General features: G+C 61.3%; 12 protein-coding genes. 3 read left to right on the forward strand and 9 right to left on the reverse strand.

Annotated elements, in window-relative coordinates; genetic code table 11:
* From efp to folD, 3 genes are all read left to right on the forward strand, one after another.
* The coding region (efp, locus tag Q0J81_RS02270; protein WP_294445811.1) for an elongation factor P at positions 1–465 on the forward strand (465 nt) is incomplete at its 5' end.
* A gap of 131 nt (positions 466–596) precedes the next feature.
* Positions 597–3,656: a DNA translocase FtsK gene (locus Q0J81_RS02275; RefSeq protein WP_294445812.1), complete on the forward strand. Its 3,060-nt coding sequence runs from the start codon at positions 597–599 to the stop codon at positions 3,654–3,656.
* A gap of 135 nt (positions 3,657–3,791) precedes the next feature.
* The gene (folD, locus tag Q0J81_RS02280; protein ID WP_294445813.1) at positions 3,792–4,652 is read left to right on the forward strand and encodes a bifunctional methylenetetrahydrofolate dehydrogenase/methenyltetrahydrofolate cyclohydrolase FolD; all 861 of its coding nucleotides are present in this window, start codon (positions 3,792–3,794) and stop codon (positions 4,650–4,652) included.
* Between the two features lie 465 nt (positions 4,653–5,117).
* On the opposite strand, the gene pnp is transcribed toward folD, so the two are convergent.
* The 9 genes from pnp to Q0J81_RS02325 all read right to left on the reverse strand — a co-directional run bounded on the left by pnp (position 5,118) and on the right by Q0J81_RS02325 (position 16,551).
* Entirely contained in the window at positions 5,118–7,349 is a 2,232-nt protein-coding gene (gene pnp, locus Q0J81_RS02285; RefSeq protein ID WP_294445814.1) for a polyribonucleotide nucleotidyltransferase, read from the reverse strand.
* A gap of 163 nt (positions 7,350–7,512) precedes the next feature.
* On the reverse strand, positions 7,513–7,776 hold the full coding sequence (gene rpsO, locus Q0J81_RS02290; protein ID WP_178581227.1) for a 30S ribosomal protein S15: 264 nt from the start codon (positions 7,774–7,776) through the stop codon (positions 7,513–7,515).
* Positions 7,777–7,815: 39 nt separating this feature from the next.
* A complete protein-coding gene (truB, locus tag Q0J81_RS02295) occupies positions 7,816–8,742 on the reverse strand; it encodes a tRNA pseudouridine(55) synthase TruB (protein ID WP_294445815.1) in 927 nt (308 codons plus the stop codon).
* A 247-nt stretch (positions 8,743–8,989) separates the two neighbouring features.
* Positions 8,990–9,682, reverse strand: coding sequence for an outer-membrane lipoprotein carrier protein LolA (locus Q0J81_RS02300; RefSeq protein WP_294445817.1), 693 nt, complete (start codon positions 9,680–9,682; stop codon positions 8,990–8,992).
* A gap of 125 nt (positions 9,683–9,807) precedes the next feature.
* On the reverse strand, positions 9,808–11,124 hold the full coding sequence (gene eno / locus Q0J81_RS02305; protein ID WP_294445818.1) for a phosphopyruvate hydratase: 1,317 nt from the start codon (positions 11,122–11,124) through the stop codon (positions 9,808–9,810).
* A gap of 52 nt (positions 11,125–11,176) precedes the next feature.
* Complete coding sequence (locus tag Q0J81_RS02310) at positions 11,177–11,965, reverse strand: type III pantothenate kinase (RefSeq protein ID WP_294445819.1); 789 nt, start codon at positions 11,963–11,965, stop codon at positions 11,177–11,179.
* Between the two features lie 167 nt (positions 11,966–12,132).
* On the reverse strand, positions 12,133–13,110 hold the full coding sequence (locus Q0J81_RS02315) for a tyrosine recombinase XerC (protein WP_294445821.1): 978 nt from the start codon (positions 13,108–13,110) through the stop codon (positions 12,133–12,135).
* Positions 13,107–14,537 carry a DNA-processing protein DprA gene (dprA, locus tag Q0J81_RS02320; protein WP_294445822.1) on the reverse strand — a complete coding sequence of 477 codons (1,431 nt, stop codon included), beginning with the start codon at positions 14,535–14,537 and terminating at the stop codon, positions 13,107–13,109. Before dprA ends, Q0J81_RS02315 begins: the two co-directional genes overlap by 4 nt.
* A 1-nt stretch (position 14,538) precedes the next feature.
* Positions 14,539–16,551 carry a cation:proton antiporter gene (locus Q0J81_RS02325; protein WP_294445824.1) on the reverse strand — a complete coding sequence of 671 codons (2,013 nt, stop codon included), beginning with the start codon at positions 16,549–16,551 and terminating at the stop codon, positions 14,539–14,541.
* Positions 16,552–16,640 lie beyond the last annotated feature (89 nt).

Consider the following 16,640-nt stretch of genomic DNA (forward strand, 5'->3'; position numbering starts at 1 on the left):
AAGGGCGGCGCCATGGTGCGCACCAAGCTGCGCAACATCCTGAACGGCCGCGTGGTGGACAACACCTTCCGTTCCGGTGAAAAGGTGGGCAAGCCCGACATGGAACAGCGCGACATGCAGTACCTGTACCGTGAAGGCGACGACCTCATCTTCATGGACATGACCTCCTACGAGCAGATTTCCCTGCCCGTGTCCGATACTGACGGCAAGGCCGACTGGCTGCTGGAATCCCAGCAGTGCCGTGTGCTGCTCTACAACGGACAGCCCATCGACATTGAAGTGCCCGTGAGCCTCGTGATGACCGTAGTGAAGACCGAACCCGGCGTGAAGGGCGACACCGTTTCCAACGTGACCAAGCCCGCCACTCTGGAAACCGGCGTGACCATTCAGGTGCCGATTTTCGTGAACGAAGGCGACCGCGTCAAGGTCGATACCCGTACCCGCGAATATCTCGGCCGCGATTAATTCGCACTCTTTTCTTTCGCGCTGTCGGCAGGACGTTTCGCGCCCTTCCGGCAGCGCTTTCGTTTTTCGGGAGAAAAACGCCCTCTGAAGCCTTTTCGGAGCGGTTTACTCAAGCGTGAAGGGGATCATCAATGTACGGACACAGACTGGTACGCGAACTGCTGGGACTGCTCTTTCTTTTCTGCGGTCTGCTCATGCTGCTCAGTCTCTGGAGCTACCACGCCGGTGATCCTACCTTCAATCAGGCCGTCAGCATGGATGCCTCGGCCGTGCAGAACTCCGCGGGCCTGTTCGGAGCCTATCTGGCGGGCTTTCTGGTGGACTGCTTCGGCATAGCATCCTTCCTCTGGGTCATATTCTTTCTGGCCGTGGGCGCGGGGCTCGTGTCGCGCTGGCTGGTGCTCAAGTGGTATCGCTGGATCGGCTATCTCATGCTGTTTTCCTGCGTGCTCGTTGCCTCGAGCACCTTTGACGTGTCGTTGCACGGCATACACGGCGGCGGCCTCGGCGGTCAGTGGCTGTCTGCCTTTTCCTATCTTTTCTTCAGTCCTGTGGGTTCGTTTCTGCTGTGGCTCTTTGTGTTCCTCATAGCCATGGAGCTTTCCTTCAGCATATCGTGGCTTACGCTCCTTGCGACGGCCTTTGCCTGGGTGATGCAGAAGATTCCTTCCTTCGGCACCACGTACGACTTGCCCGTTCCGCATCTTCCCAAGGCGTTTTCCCGCCTGTCTGGACTGGCCGCAGGCTGGAGAAGGCAGCATTCCGGCAATGTTCGCCCCCGTGCGGTACTCGACATCGTGTTCGGCAGAAGGAAGGATGCGGACGAGCCTGCGACTCCTGCTCCCGTGCTGGAAATAAAGATGCCGGAACTGGAACCCGGGCCGAAAAAGGCTCCGACACCGGAACAGACGCCGACGGACTCCGGCATTCGAGACGAGGATCTGAGTGATCTTCTGCGACTGGTGGAACATCCTCAGGTTTCCGAAAACCGGGGGGCGTCTGACGGGGAAGACCTTCGTTCCGGTGCCGCTGCGCAGGCCGTTTCTCTGACGTCGGACATTGCGGGAGAAAGCGTCTCCGCTCATATGCCGGCTTCGGTTATGGGCGTGAAGAGTGCCCCTGTGTCCGTGCGGGAAGAGGAAGAGTTCATCCTTGAGCTTGAGGATCCCGTCGAAACGCCTGCTCCTGCCGTCTCTCAGCCGGTGACGCCTGACGTTTCCTCTGCTCCCGTCATCGAGAGAGTTCCCGCCGCATGGACTTCGGAACCCGTTGCCCAGCCCGTTGCGGAAGCTGTGTCCGTTCAGACTTCGCCGGTGCCGGCGGAGCCTGTTCCGACGGCCGTCGAACCGGCGGAAGAAGAGCTTTCTCCTTCGGCGCTGGCCGCGCTTTCCGCGTCGGCTCCCGCAGTGTCTGCGGAGGACTTTCCTGCCGTGGTGCTGGCCTCTCCCGTGACGGCGCAGCCTGTGCAGCCCATAGCCGCCGCCCCTTCCGTTTCTCAGGCTCCCGTACGAGAGCTCGAGCCTGCACAGCCTGCCCCCGTGCTCATGTCCCGGCCTGCGTCTTCCTTCTCATCTTTTTCTGCGTCGGAGCACAGGGATGCGGCATATGCCTCCGTCAACACCGCCGTGGCCGGAGCACTGGCCGAGCAGAAGGAGATTGAGGCCGCAGTGCCTGCTGCACCTGCGCCCGCACTGCCGCAGCGCAGGAAGCTCATGCTTCCGTCACTTGACCTGCTTTCCCCCCTGCCGGAGGACGAGAAGGCCAACCGGCCCGATGAAATGACGCTGGCCAGACAGGGCAATGCGCTCATCACCTGCCTCAAGAATTTCAACGTGAACGCCACCCTTGCCCGCATCACGCCCGGCCCCGTGGTCACCATGTTCGAGGTGCGTCCGGCTCCCGGCGTCAAGGCTACGCGCATCACCAATCTGGCCAACGATCTGGCCATGTCGCTCAAGGCCGTGTCCGTGCGCATGCAGGCTCCCGTTCCCGGTACCGATACCGTAGGCGTGGAAGTGCCCAACGAGAAGCGTACCACCGTGCATTTCCGCGAAATCGTGGAGAACGAGAACTTCCGGCATGCCAAGTCGCTTCTTACCGTGGCGCTCGGCAAGGATACCGGCGGCCATCCCGTTTCCGCAGATCTGGCCAAGATGCCGCATCTTCTGGTGGCCGGCGCGACCGGCGCGGGCAAAAGCGTGTGCCTGAACGCCATCATTCTCAGCCTTCTGTATCGCGCCAGACCGGATGAAGTTCAGATGATTCTGGTGGATCCCAAGCGCGTGGAACTTTCCATGTACGCCGATCTTCCCCATCTCGTGCATCCCGTGGTCACGGACATGGATCTTACCAAGAACGCCCTGCTCTGGGCCATTGAGGAGATGAACAGGCGACTGTCGCTGTTCTCCAAGGTCAAGGTGCGCAACATCACCGGCTACAACGACCGGCAGGCCCGGCTTCGCGCCGGGGTGGAGGCCGGAGGCCCCGTGCCTGTGGACGAGGAGACCGGCGAGCCGGAAGATCTGTCCAACATGCCGTTCCTCGTCATCATCGTGGACGAGCTGGCCGACCTTATGATGGTGAAGCGCAAGGAAGTGGAGGGCAGCATAGTGCGTCTGGCTCAGCTTGCCAGAGCCGCAGGCATCCATCTCATCATCGCCACGCAGCGTCCCAGCGTGGACGTGGTCACGGGTCTCATCAAGGCCAACTTCCCCTGCCGCATCGCCTTCAAGGTGACGAGCGGTCAGGATTCTCGCACCATCATCGACGGCGCGGGCGCAGAAAAGCTGCTCGGCATGGGCGACATGCTCTTCAAGCCCAACGGCGGCATGCTGCAGCGCCTGCACGGCGCCTTCGTGAGCGACGAGGAAGTGTCTGCCGTGGTGGAATTCTGGAAAAAGCAGCAGCAGCCGAACTACAAGGTGGACTTTGCGGCGTTCGGCAACGACGATTCGGACGACGCCGAGGACTTCGGACAGCCCGCGTCCCGCGGCAACGAGATTGTGGACGATCCCATTTACGCCGAAGCCGTCCAGTTTGTTCTGGACAACGGCAAGGTTTCCATTTCTCTGCTTCAGCGGCGTTTCCGCATAGGCTTCAACCGTGCGGCCCGCTTCGTGGAGCAGATGGAAAAGGACGGACTGCTCAGTCAGGCCGACGGCACGCGTCCGCGCAGCGTCGTGCATCGCTGATCGGCCTGCGCGGAAGTTTCCGGCGTTCACGAAGAAAGGGCGCTGCCCGTAACGGCGCTTTGATGCCGGGGGCTGCGGACAGGCCCGCAACTGCGTAATTCATGATTCCGGCAAGACCGGAAAGGAGAAACTGCCATGACGACGATACTCGACGGTAAGGCCACTGCGGCGTCCATACGTGCCGCCCTGCGCGAGGACATAGCAAGGGACAGGGAAAAGGCCGGACGCGTACCCTGTCTGGCGGTCATCCTGGTGGGCGATGACCCGGCGTCGCAGGTTTATGTGCGCAACAAGGAAAAGGCCTGCGCCGATGCGGGCATGGAAACGCGTTCCTACAGAAGACCTGCGTCCATACTTCAGGAAGAGCTGGAAGCTCTCATTGCCGAGCTTAATGCCGATCCCGCCGTGGACGGCATTCTTCTTCAGCTTCCTCTTCCGGAAGGCCTGGACGCGAGGCCGTGCATCGACGCCATCAGTTCGGAAAAGGATGTGGACGGCCTTACGGCGGTGAATCAGGGGCGCGTGGCCATGAACGTACCCGGTCTTCGGCCATGTACGCCTGCAGGTATTCTCGCAATTCTTGATCATTACGGCATATCGGTAAGCGGCAAGAGAGCCGTGGTCATAGGCCGCAGCAATCTGGTGGGCCGTCCCATTGCTCTCATGCTCGGCAGCCGCGACCGCAACGCCACCGTGACCATTTGTCATTCCCGTACGCCAGACCTTGCCTCCATCTGCCGAGAGGCCGACGTCATCATCGCCGCGCTCGGCAGGCCGCGCTTTGTCACTGCCGACATGGTGAAGAAGGGCGCCGTCATCATCGACGTAGGCATCAACCGAGGCGAGGACGGAAAGCTCTGCGGCGACGTGGATTATGCGAACGTGGCTCCCCTGGCTTCCGCCATCACGCCTGTGCCCGGCGGCATAGGTCCCATGACCATTTCTCAGCTTCTTGTGAACACCGTTAAGGCGTGGAGGGCAAGACTGCTCAGCTAGACGGCAGCGCCCGGGCTGAACGGTTCTTGAGTTGTGTCCATGTTGAAAAGGACGACGCCCTCGTTGAGGGCATCGTCCTTTTTATGCGCTATGTCCGCGGGACAGAAACGTTTTGTTACGCCTGTTATGGCAAGGGACAGGTCCTGGCGGCTCTGGGAGCGCTTTGGAGATGTCGTGTACGCTCCGGCCTGATGGGCTGGCATGGCTTCATGGTCGGTGAAGAAATGAGGCCCGAGCGCATGGGCAGCGCGGCGATAACAGGGAGCGTTAAAGAACATAGCGGCACTGAACAGGGGGGAAGTTCCGGCAGCCGCCGTCGTAGTTTTTGAAGATGGACGGGCTGGGATAGGAAGCAGGGAAGAGGAATGGCCCTCTTGTTGAAGAAGGAGAAAGCCGCCGTCCTGAAAAGGACGGCGGCTTTCTTTTCACGAAAACGCGGGAGGAGCGGTGCGCCTCCGCACGTCTTTAGTCTTCCTTGTGTTCACGACGTTCGCGGCGCTCACCGCGACGTTCGCCGCGGCGCTCGCGGCGTTCGCCGTCGTTGCGTTCACGACGTGCGGGACGGGCCGTGTCTTCGGGCTTCCATTCGATGCCCTGTTCTTCGAGCAGCACGGCCTTGCGGCTGGCACGGATGCGGTCGCCGTTGATTTCGATGACCTTGACCATCATGTCTTCGCCGAGGTGGGCCACGTCTTCGGTCTTTTCCACGCGGTTGGTATCGAGCTGGGAAATGTGCACCAGGGCTTCGAGGTTGGGCAGAATTTCCACAATGGCGCCGATTTCAAGGATGCGCTTGACCTTGGCGTTGTAGTTCTTGCCGAGTTCGGCGTGCTGGTCGTAGTAGAGCACCATTTCCTTGGCGGCCTGCATGGACTTCTGCGTGGGGGCGAAGATGGTGATGCGGCCGGAATCCTCGATGTCGATGGCGGCGCCGGTGGCGCTGGTGATGGCCTTGATGTTCTTGCCGCCGGGGCCGATGATCATGCGGATGATCTCGGGGTTCACGAACACTTCTTCATGCTGGGGAGCGTAGGGCGAGAGTTCGCGCACGGCGGGCATGGCCTTGGCCATGACGTCGAGAATGTGCAGACGGCCCACGCGGGCCTGTTCCATGGCGCGGGCCATGACTTCGGTGGGAAGGCCGTTTATCTTGATGTCCATCTGAATGGCGCTGATGCCTTCGGCGGTGCCGGCAATCTTGAAGTCCATGTCGCCGAGGGCGTCTTCGTCACCGAGAATATCGGTGAGCACGGTATAGCTGTCGCCGTCCTTGATGAGGCCCATGGCCACGCCGGCCACGGGAGCGCTGATCGGCACGCCCGCGTCCATGAGGGACAGGCAGCCGCCGCACACGGCGGCCATGGAAGAGGAGCCGTTGGATTCCACGGTATCGGACACCACGCGGATGGTGTAGGGGAAGCTTTCGGGAGAAGGCAGAACGGCCTTGAGGGCGCGTTCGGCCAGATGGCCGTGGCCGATTTCACGGCGGGACACGCGCACGGACTTCACTTCGCCCACGGTGAAGGGCGGGAAGTTATAGTGCAGCATGAAGCGCTTGGTTTCGTCGCCGTTCAGGGTGTCGACCTTCTGTTCGTCGGACGTGCTGCCCAGAGTGGCGACGGCAATGGTCTTGGTTTCGCCGCGGGCGAAGATGACGGAACCGTGGGCGCGGGGCAGTACCGAGGTCTCGATTTCGATGGGACGGACGGTCTTGGTGTCGCGGTTGTCGATGCGGGTACCTTCGTTGATGACTCTCTGACGCACGAGCTTCTTTTCGAGGTGCTCGAGCACTTCGCCGATGGCAGCCTGAGCGACGGGGTCGTCGGCATAGCGCTCGTCGGTGGCCATGAGGGCCTTCACCTTGTCCTTGACGGCCTTGCGGGCGTCCTTTCTGAGCAGCTTGTCGGGAGTGCGGAGGGCGTCTTCCATGCCGGACTTGATGGCGAGCTCTTCCACATAGGCGAAGAGTTCGGGATCGTCCTGCTTGGGCGTGAATTCGGTCTTGGGCTTGCCGGCCAGCTTCACGAGCTCTTCCTGAGCGTCGATGAGAGGCTGAATGGCCTTGTGGGCCCAGTTCAGGCCGTCGATGAGATCCTGTTCCTTGACGAGCTTGGCTTCGCCTTCCACCATGACCACGGCGTCGCGGGAAGCGGCGAGCACGATGTCCATGTCGGAGCGCTTGAGTTCCTCATTGGTGGGGTTCAGGACGAACTGACCGTCAACGCGGCCGAGACGGGCGCCGGCCACGGGGCCCGCGAAGGGAATGCTGGAAATGCAGGTGGCCGCGGAAGCTGCGGTGATGCAGAGCACGTCGGGGTCGTTTTCGCCGTCGGCGGAAATGACGGTGGCGAGCACCTGCACTTCATTGCCGTAGCCCTTGGGGAAGAGCGGACGGATGGGGCGGTCGATGAGACGGGCCACGAGGGTTTCGTGGTCGCTGGGACGGCCTATTTCGCGGCGGAAGAAGTTGCCGGGAATGCGACCGGCGGCGTACATGCGCTCGGCATATTCCACGGTGAGGGGGAAGAAGTCCTTGGGCGTTTCGAGCTGGGCTTCACAGACGGTGACGAGAGCCACGGTGCCGCCGCACTGAATCCAGATGGCGCCGTTGGCCTGACGGGCCACGCGGCCCGTTTCCAGAATGATTTCCTTGCCGCCCACGGTGGCGGACACACGAGTGCTGTTGAGCAGACCCATATGGTTACTCCTGGAAGGAGACTCCGTGAAGAAAGACGAAAGCTTCGCCTCTGTTCGCGGATGCTCCTTCCTCGCGTTGAGGTTGAGGGGAAAAATCCCCTTTCATGCAGGATGGGGGAGCGGAATGTCTCCCGCTCCCCCCTGTTTCCGGATCGTTCTCCGACTACTTGCGCAGACCGAGCTTTTCGATCAGAGCACGGTAGCTCTGAATGTCGGTCTTCTTCAGGTAGTTCAGCATCTTGCGACGCTGGCCGACCAGCTTGAGCAGGCCGGTGCGGGAGTGGAAGTCCTTCTTGTTGGCCTTGAAGTGGTCGGCAAGACCGTTGATGCGGGCGGTAAGAAGGGCGATCTGAACTTCAGCGGAGCCGGTGTCGCCTTCGTGCTTGGCGAACTGGGCGATAACGGCCTGCTTCTGAGCGGAATCCATAGCCACAGCGGTATCCTCCTCTCTGGCATCTGCCAGAGGTTAGTGGGTAAAAAGCCCCCGAAGCACTGCCCAGACAGGGCGATTCCTGTCCATGCGGGCTTCTGCCAGAGCCAGAGGCGAGCCATCCTGCGCCAGTATGACGGCGCGTTCGCCGGATTCAAAGGTTCCGAATTCCGGCAGATGGGGAACGGGTATGCCGTTTTTCAGGTTCGCTTCCTGCAGCTTTCCGACGGAAATGTTTTTCCATCCGGGCAGGGCGGCGCTGATGGGCATGATCCATTCCGGCAGCCTTTCGGGCTCGGCAAGGATTTCGTCCAGCGTGTGGGCGATCTCCAGGCCAAACGGGTGGCTGTATTCCCGGGTCAGTTCCGTGAGCATGGCTCCGCACCCAAGTCGAATCCCCAAGCTGTGGGCCAGGGACCGTATGTAGGAACCGGAACTGCACGTTACCCGGAATCGCACGTCCGGCATGTTCACCCATTGAACAGAGGCGTGCGAAACATGTATGCTTTTCACCTTGACCGGCACTTCCTTGCCGGCGCGGGCCAGCTTGTATAAGGGCTGCCCCTGGTGCTTTGCGGCGGAATAGGGCGGAACGGGCTGTTCCGTCACATCCAGCCAGGCCGTCACTTCGCGTCGGGCGGCCTGTTCAAGTTCGGAGCCCGGAGCGAGGTCTTCCTCACTCAGAGCCTTTTCGGAAACCACGGTTCCTTCGGCATCCCACGTGTCGGTGGTGACGCCGAGGCGCAGCGTGCCGCCGTAGGTCTTTACCCCGCCTTCCATGAGATAGCCGGAAAGCTTTGTGGCGTTGCCGAGCAGCACGAGCAGCACGCCGGTCGCCATGGGATCAAGGGTGCCCGCATGACCGATTTTTTTCTGCCCGAGCCTTTTTATGCGGGAAATGGCCTGCGCGGAGCTGAGCCCCTTGGGCTTGTTGAGTACCAGTATGCCGTGCTGCTGTTCCATGCGAGAAGTCTATGTACCTTTAATTATCGGGATAGTCCAGTCCCGGTGAGTGCTCAAGTCTTGGGCGCCAGGATGAGGACTTTTTCCTGAAATGATTGAAAAAATAACGAAGAGTCACGTTGTTGGCAACGCGTTGCGCGTTCTTTTTTCGCACGCTTTTCCCTGCCCCGGAAAAACGAAGAGGAGGGGCACGCGCAGCCGGGACGCGGGAGTCTTTTGAGCCGGCTGCCGCGAAAAGCCGTCGCGGTCAGTTCAGAAGCGGCCGCGATACGGGATGCTGGGCTTCCACGTGATCTTCCACTTCCGTACCTTTGGGAGGCGTGAACTGAAAGTCTTTTGCAGAGGTTTTCGCATCGGGCGTAAGATCCGTAAGCTCGATGGTGTTGGTGTTGCCGTAGAAGTCCATGACCATGGCGCGACGGATCAGAAATGTGGAGGGATCAAGCCAGAGCTGAGCTTCGGTGAGCTCCGTGGTGGGTTCCTTGGGGTAGAGCAGCAGATGAATGAGGTTGCCGTCTTCCGGGGACTGGGCGGATTCCACATCGAAGTCGCGGGAAAGGGCGCTCTGCCCGGTAATGACCTGGATGAGGGAGCGGGAGTCTTCGGCAAGGGCGCGGGAGTAGCGGTAGGCGAGCTCTTCGTCGGGAAGATAGTTCCAGATCTCTTTGTCCGTGACCATGAGAAGCTCGGCATGAGGCGCAGCGGTCTCCCAGCGCACGAAGAGGGGCTTTTTGAAGAGAATGACGCCGTCTCTTTTTTCCACGACGCCGCTTTCCCGCTGCAGAAGCTGCTGCGTGAAGTTTGCGCGGAAGCTCTGCATGTCGGCGTAGGCGGTCTGCATCTTGTTCATCGCGGCGGCGATGTCGGCAGCGGAGGATTCCCCGGCAAAAAGGCCGAGGGCGAGAAAGGTACAGAACAGGATACGCAGCAGTCTGCTCATGACAATGTTCCTCATGCCGCAAGACAAGCGCAGGCGGCGGAAGAAGCCGCAAATGCGGCTGAAAAAGGCCCGGGAATGCCGGGCCGTGGAAAGGGTGCGGGGAGGCAGACCTCCCCGCAGAATGCTTATTCAGCGTCTTCGTCGGACTGGGTGAGTCCGTAATTGTCGGCAAGGATGGGGCCGAAGAAGAAGCTGACGTCGCCGAGTTCTTCCTCGATGCGGAGGAGCTGGTTGTACTTGGCGATGCGGTCGGAACGGCTGGCGGAGCCGGTCTTGATCTGGCCGGAGTTGGTGCCCACGGCAAGATCGGCGATGAAGGTGTCTTCGGTTTCGCCGGAGCGGTGGGACACGACGGTGGCGTAGCCGGCGTTCTTGGCGATTTCGATGGTGTCGAGGGTCTCGGTGAGCGTGCCGATCTGGTTCACCTTGATGAGCACGGCGTTGGCGAGGCCGTCTTCAATGCCTTCGGCCAGAATGTCGGGGTTGGTCACGAACAGGTCGTCGCCGACGAGCTGGATGTGGTCGCCGAGGCGGTCGGTGAGCAGCTTCCAGCCTTCGCGGTCGTTTTCGGCCATGCCGTCTTCAATGGAGATGAGCGGATAGCGCTTCGTGAAGTCTTCGAGCCAGTCCACCATCTGTTCGCTGGTGAGTTCGAGGCCTTCGCCGGCAATGACGTACTTGCCGTCCTTGTAGAATTCGGAAGAAGCGGCGTCGATGCCGAGGGCCACTTCCGCACCGGGAATGTAGCCGGCAGCTTCAATGGCCTTGATGAGGTAGCTGAAGGCTTCGTCGTGGCTCTTCAGGTTGGGGGCGAAACCGCCTTCGTCACCCACGGAGGTTACGTGGCCGTCCTTGGCGAGGATGCCCTTGAGGGTGTGGAAGACTTCGGCGCCGATGCGCAGGGCGTCGGCGAAGGTCTTGGCGCCCACGGGCATGATCATGAATTCCTGGATGTCCAGGTTGTTGGGAGCGTGCGCACCGCCGTTGATGACGTTCATCATGGGGGAGGGCATGATCTTGGCGTTCACGCCGCCGAGATACTGGTACAGGGGCAGGCCGAGATATTCGGCGGCGGCGCGGGCCGTGGCGAGAGACACGCCGAGCATGGCGTTGGCGCCGAGGCGGGACTTGTTTTCGGTGCCGTCGAGGTCGATGAGGGTGTTGTCCACCTGCACCTGGCGCAGGGCGTCGAGGCCGACTACGGCTTCGGCGATTTCACCGTTCACGTGTTCCACGGCGCGGGTCACGCCCTTGCCCTTGTAGCGGCCCTTGTCGCCGTCGCGCAGTTCGAGGGCTTCGCGGCTGCCGGTGGAGGCGCCGGAAGGAACGGCGGCGCGGCCGACGTGGCCGGACTCCAGTCCGACTTCCACTTCAACGGTAGGATTGCCGCGGGAGTCGAGGATCTCGCGGGCCCATACGGAAGTGATGGTGCTGTTGTTCATTGAGGAAACTCCTTGGAATATGCCGGACAAGTCCGGGTAAGAGAACAGAATGCTAGGATGATGCGCGACGGTTCCAGAGAAGCCGGAGCCCTTCAAGAATAAGATCGGGTCTTACGATGTCAAAGGCGCGGCATATTCTGGAAAGATCATGCGCTGCGCCGCCTGTGCCCACGACGAGTGTGGGGCCGGGCAGCTGGGCCTTGAGGCGTTCGCACAGGCCTTCCGTCATGGCGGCGAAGCCGAAAAGAAAGCCGTGGTTCATGCTCGTGATGGTGTTTTTTCCTATGCGCACGGAGGATTCCGTCATTTCCAGAGAAATGCGCGGAAGCTTGGCTGTGCCCGAGGCCAGCGCGTTGCGGGAGGAAAAAAGACCGGGACAGATGAGTCCTCCGAGGTAGGTGTTGCCGGACACGCAGTCAAAGGTGGTGGCGGTGCCGAAATCCACGGAAATGATGGACGGCGCGTCGGCAAAGAGCTTTCTGGCCGCAAAGGCTGCCAGAAGTCTGTCCGCTCCCACTTCCTGCGGCTGATCGTAGCCGTTCACAAGGTCGATGTCGAAGTCGCCGGGAAAGGAGAGAGGCGTTTTTCCGAGGTATTTCTGCAGGGCTTCATGAAGAAGCGTGCTTACGTCGGGCACCACGGAGCAGACAAGACATGCGGTGATTTCTTCTGTCGCAAGGCCGCGCAGGGACAGAAGCTGGAGCAGGGAGAGTCCGAGACTGTCCGCCGTGTGCTGCGCCCTGGTGGGCAGGGAATAGGAGGCTTCCAGCGCATCTGGGCGGGCGAAGACTATCTTGATGCAGGTATTGCCGATGTCGGCAAGGATGAGATGTTCAGACATGCGTGCACCACCCGTAAAAAGAAAAGACAAGAGAGTTTATCCTTTCTTTGCTTCTCGCGCAATGGGTAAAAGGGGGAGCTTTTCCGCCGGGGACGCGACGGACGTCGAAAGCCTCCCGTGTTTATGTCCGGCTGCCGCGGCCCTTTTTCGGAGCCGGGAGCCCGGAGTCACGATTTTTTTTCTTTTTTCTGCGCCAGAGGATGCGCGGCGTCGTAGATGCGTGTGAGGGCGTCGAGGTTGAGGTGCGTGTAGCGTTGCGTGGTGGATATGCGGCTGTGGCCGAGCAGTTCCTGTACGGCGCGAAGGTCCGCGCCTCCTTCCAGAAGATGAGTGGCAAAGGAGTGGCGCAGATCATGCGGGGAGATGTGCTGCGGAATGCCCGCCTCGGCCGCATGTTCTTCCAGAATGCGCGCGGCCTGACGGCGGTCGAGTCTTTTGCCGCGACGCCCCAGAAATGCGGCCCGTTCGCCGTGTGCGGGAGGCACGCTGCTTCTTGCGGCAAGCCAGCGGGTGAGCGCGGACTTGCAGGTGTCGCTGAGCGGCACGATGCGTTCCTTGCTGCCCTTGCCCATGACCTGAACGTGTCCGCTTTCAGGACGGACGTCGTTCACGTCAAGCCCCAGCGCCTCGGAGATGCGCAGTCCCGAGCCGTAGAGCAGTTCCAGAAGGGCCATGTCCCTGAGGCGAAACACCTCGTCGATATCCGGCGGGGATGAGGGGGCGGTTCCCGGGGAGGGCGGCTTTTCGTCCAGCAGGCTGAATACCTGATCTACGTTGAGCATGGCGGGATGGCGCTGGTCCTGCTTGGGATTGCGCACACCGGCGCAGGGATCCGTCTCTATCTTGTGCAGGCGCAGAAGATGCCGGAACAGCGAGCGCAGAGCCGAGAGTTTGCGCGCCATGGATGAGCGGGCCATGCCCTCGCGAAACAGAGAGGCGGAAAAGCCCTGAATCATCTGCCTTGTGATTTCAGAGGGCCTTTCCAGAGAGGCTCCCATGCCGTGCAGATAGGTCTCGAATTCCAGAATGTCCACGGCGTAGGCTTCCACCGTGGCTTCGGAGGCGCCTTTTTGAAACTCCATCCAGGCCAGGAAGGTGGCGGCGGGAACGGGCAGGGCAGCGGTGATCTCGGAAAGTCGGCTCATGTCCGGGCCTCGTAGCGGGTATCGGTAAGACGGCGCGCGAGTCTCTTCACTTCCAGGATCATGAGTACGGCGCTTACGGAGGCGCTCGTCCACGAGGAGCTTTCCTTCTGTGCGGCGTAGAGCAGCTCATCCTGCGAGATCGGGCCGTTTTTCAGCAGGGCGAGAATGGTCTCTTCCTCTTCGGTGAGCGGGGAGAGGCAGGAGGCAGGCGTTCGCGGCTTCTCTTTTGTTTTTTGGGGGGCGGGAACAGGAGCGCAGGAATCCGCCTTTGTCTCTGCACGGGCAGGCGCTGAGACGGGTGTCTTTCCGGCGAGGGATTTCTTTGCCTCGGCGACGACCGGGGAGACGGGGGCCTGCGATGGCCGGGCCGGTACTGCAGGGGCCTTGATCTGATCCGGAACGACAGTTCTGCAGGCCGGCGCTGGCTGCGTTTCAGAGAATGCGGCGTGATCTGCGGAAGATTTGTGCGGCACGGGAGCTGGCCGTCCTGCGGCCCTTCTGAGGTGCGGAAGAAGGTCGGCCAGAATGTCGTCGGCACGGAAGATGGGGCGAGCGCCTTCCAGAAGCAGCTTTTTTGTGCCTTCCCGGCAGGGGACGCGCAGGGCGTTCGGCGAGGGGACGTACACGTTTCTGCCCTGCTCGGCCGCAAGGTGCGCCGTGATGATGCTGCCGCTTCGTGCACTCACGGCCTCCGTGACCAGAACGCCGAGGGAGAGCCCGCTTATGATGCGGTTGCGCACGGGGAATGCTCCGGGACCGGGCACCCAGCCGGGCGGCATTTCGCTGACGAGAAGGCCGCGTTCGGCCATGCGTTCGTAAAGTTCCCGGTGCCCGGCGGGAAAGGCCCTGTTCACGCCTCCGGGCAGAACAGCGATGGAACGACCGGGGCCGGAAAGGGCGGCTTTGTGGGCACAGCCGTCCACGCCGAAGGCCAGACCGGAAACCACGGTCACGCCGGCCAGGGAGAGCTCTTCCGCTACGGCCGCAGTGAAGTCGAGAGCGGCGGGAGAGCTGTTTCTGGAGCCCACCACCGCCACGCAGGGAGCTGCGAGCAGTGTCGTATCTCCTGCGGCGTACAGAAGTACGGGCGCGTCCGGCAGCTCCTTCAGCAGAGAAGGATACCGCTTGTCGGTCCAAAGAATGATGGAGGCCTGAAGCGTGCGCGACGCCTCCCACTCCGGGCGGGCTTTGAGGCGCCAGGCGTTGTTCAGATAGCCTTCCGCCTTCTGAGACGGCACACCCGCTTCGGGCCACAGAGGCACATTCATCACGGCATCGTAGGCCGAGCCGAAGTGCGAAACGAGCAGGCACGCGCCCCGTGCGCCGAGACCGGCGGTGTGGCGCAGGGCAAGCGCTGCCCAGTACTCCCGGCGTTCGTCGTCATCGAGTGCGGCAAGACCGGTGCCGGAGGAGGGACGGACAGTCATCTCAGGCCGCTTCCATGCCTTCGGTCTGGAAAAGATGAGCAGCCTTGGCAAGAGCCTCCTGCGTGGCCAGCAGGTAGACTATGTCCCCGGCCAGAAGCTGTGTCTGTGCGTCGGGATTGTTGTTGATGGCATCGCCCCGGCGCACGCCCGCTGCCGTGACGCCGTGCACCTTGCGCAGCGCGGCCTCGGCTATGGTCTTGCCCGCGAGGGGAGAGCCTTCTTCCACGGCGTAGGCCACAAGCTGAAGATCCGGCAGACTGTCCATGATGGAACCGCCCATGCCGAGTCTGCGCTGCATGCCGTAGTTCTCGCGGCGTATGGCGGAGACGTACTGGTCAATGGTCTGGCGCGGCACGAGGTAGTGGTTGAGCACACGGGCGAATACTTCCAGCGAGGTTTCAAATTCTTCGGGTATGACTTCGTTGGCCCCCACTTCCTTGTAGGAGTTGAGATTGCCGAGAAAGCGCGTGCGCACGATGATGTGCAGCGACGGATTCATGGCGCGTGCGTTGGCGATGATGGCCCGGCTGCCTGCGGGATCGGACGTGAGAATGGCAAGAGCCCGGGCCGTGGACGCGCCGAGATGCTCGAGCACCAGCGGGAACGAAGCGTCGCCGTGACGTATGGGCTCGGTGGAACGGTATTTTTCCACGGTTGTGGGATTCATTTCCGAAATGATGTAGGGAATGCCGCAGCTTTTCGCGCCGTGAGCCATGATCTGACCGCCGATGCCGAAGCCTATGATGATGAGGTGATCCTTGAGCAGCCTGCCGTCGCGGATGATGCCGTTGGCATTTTCCGTATCGTCATGCTCGGAGCCGTCGTCCGTGGCGGCTTCTGCCGTCTGCATGTCGGGGCGCCTCAGAATTTTTGCCGTTACCTTGGGAGCGACGCCGATGAGCAGCGGGGTGAGCACCATGGTCAGAATGCTGGAGGCGAGAAATACCTGGTAGGCGTCGTTGCTGATAAGCTCGAGGCCAAGGGCGGACTTGGCAAGCACAAAGGAAAATTCGCCCACCTGCGCGAGACTGAAGGCTGCAAGCAGGGCTGTGCGCATGGAATAGCGGAGAACGCGCACGGCGGGAACGACCATGAGTATCTTGGCGATGATGATGGCTGCGGCGCACAGAGAGATAATGGGCAGATGCGTGAGGAAGAACCGTATGTCGAGCAGCATGCCCACGGAGATGAAGAAGATGCTTGAGAACACTTCCTTGAAGGGCATGATGCTTTCAAGGGTGTTCAGACTGTATTCCGACTCGGCCATCATGAGCCCGGCGAGGAACGCGCCGAGCGCGAGAGAGAGGCCGAGCCACGAAGTGATGAGCGCGACGGCAAGGCAGAGACCGAGTGTGGTCATGAGCATGAGCTCGCGGCTGCGCGTGCTCACCACGCTGAACATGAGCCGGTGCAGCAGGTACTTGCCGAAAAGAAGGATGGCGCCGATGACGAGCACGCCCTTGCCGACGGCGAAGATCATGGAATTGGTGTCAAGCTCGAGCCCTCCGGCAAGCAGAGGGAAGATGAGCACCATGGGCACGATGGCGAGATCCTGAAAAATGAGTACGGCAAGGCACACCTGTCCCTGAGGCGATTCGGTGAGCGCCTTCTGCTGCAGAATGCTGAGCACGATGGCCGTGGAAGAAAGCGTGACCATGCAGCCGTACACGACGCCGAGCCTCGGTCCGCTCCACCAGAAGGTGAGCAGAAACACGAACGCCATGGTGAGCAGTACCTGGGAGGAGCCGCCCAGAAAAAGCGGCTTTTTGAGTCTCACAAGTTCCTTGCCTGAAAGCTCCATACCTATGGAAAACATGAGGAAAGCCACGCCTACGTCGGCCATGGTATCCACGGCTTCGGGGCTCGGGATGAGCCCGAGGGCGGAGGGGCCGCACAGCACGCCGGTGAGCAGAAAGCCCACGATGGACGGCAGGCGGAAGCGCAGGCAGACGAGCACAACGATGATGGAAAGAATAAAGAGAACGACAATCTCGCGGAGTATCATGTCTTCCATGGGCAGTCTCTTTCGAAAAAAATAGGCTCCGTGAACGGTGAAGTTCACGGAGCCTGTTATTGTGTCATGTTTCCCTGCGGCACGCAATG

It is taken from the genome of uncultured Mailhella sp., from assembly GCF_944324575.1.
Taxonomy (GTDB): domain Bacteria; phylum Desulfobacterota; class Desulfovibrionia; order Desulfovibrionales; family Desulfovibrionaceae; genus Mailhella.

Coding starts and splice junctions, on each gene's coding strand:
- Q0J81_RS02275 (WP_294445812.1), top strand. CDS start 597: ATGTACGGACACAGACTGGTACGCGAACTGCTGGGACTGCTCTTTCTT.
- folD (WP_294445813.1), top strand. CDS start 3,792: ATGACGACGATACTCGACGGTAAGGCCACTGCGGCGTCCATACGTGCC.
- pnp (WP_294445814.1), bottom strand. CDS start 7,349: ATGGGTCTGCTCAACAGCACTCGTGTGTCCGCCACCGTGGGCGGCAAG.
- rpsO (WP_178581227.1), bottom strand. CDS start 7,776: ATGGATTCCGCTCAGAAGCAGGCCGTTATCGCCCAGTTCGCCAAGCAC.
- truB (WP_294445815.1), bottom strand. CDS start 8,742: ATGGAACAGCAGCACGGCATACTGGTACTCAACAAGCCCAAGGGGCTC.
- Q0J81_RS02300 (WP_294445817.1), bottom strand. CDS start 9,682: ATGAGCAGACTGCTGCGTATCCTGTTCTGTACCTTTCTCGCCCTCGGC.
- eno (WP_294445818.1), bottom strand. CDS start 11,124: ATGAACAACAGCACCATCACTTCCGTATGGGCCCGCGAGATCCTCGAC.
- Q0J81_RS02310 (WP_294445819.1), bottom strand. CDS start 11,965: ATGTCTGAACATCTCATCCTTGCCGACATCGGCAATACCTGCATCAAG.
- Q0J81_RS02315 (WP_294445821.1), bottom strand. CDS start 13,110: ATGAGCCGACTTTCCGAGATCACCGCTGCCCTGCCCGTTCCCGCCGCC.
- dprA (WP_294445822.1), bottom strand. CDS start 14,537: ATGACTGTCCGTCCCTCCTCCGGCACCGGTCTTGCCGCACTCGATGAC.
- Q0J81_RS02325 (WP_294445824.1), bottom strand. CDS start 16,551: ATGGAAGACATGATACTCCGCGAGATTGTCGTTCTCTTTATTCTTTCC.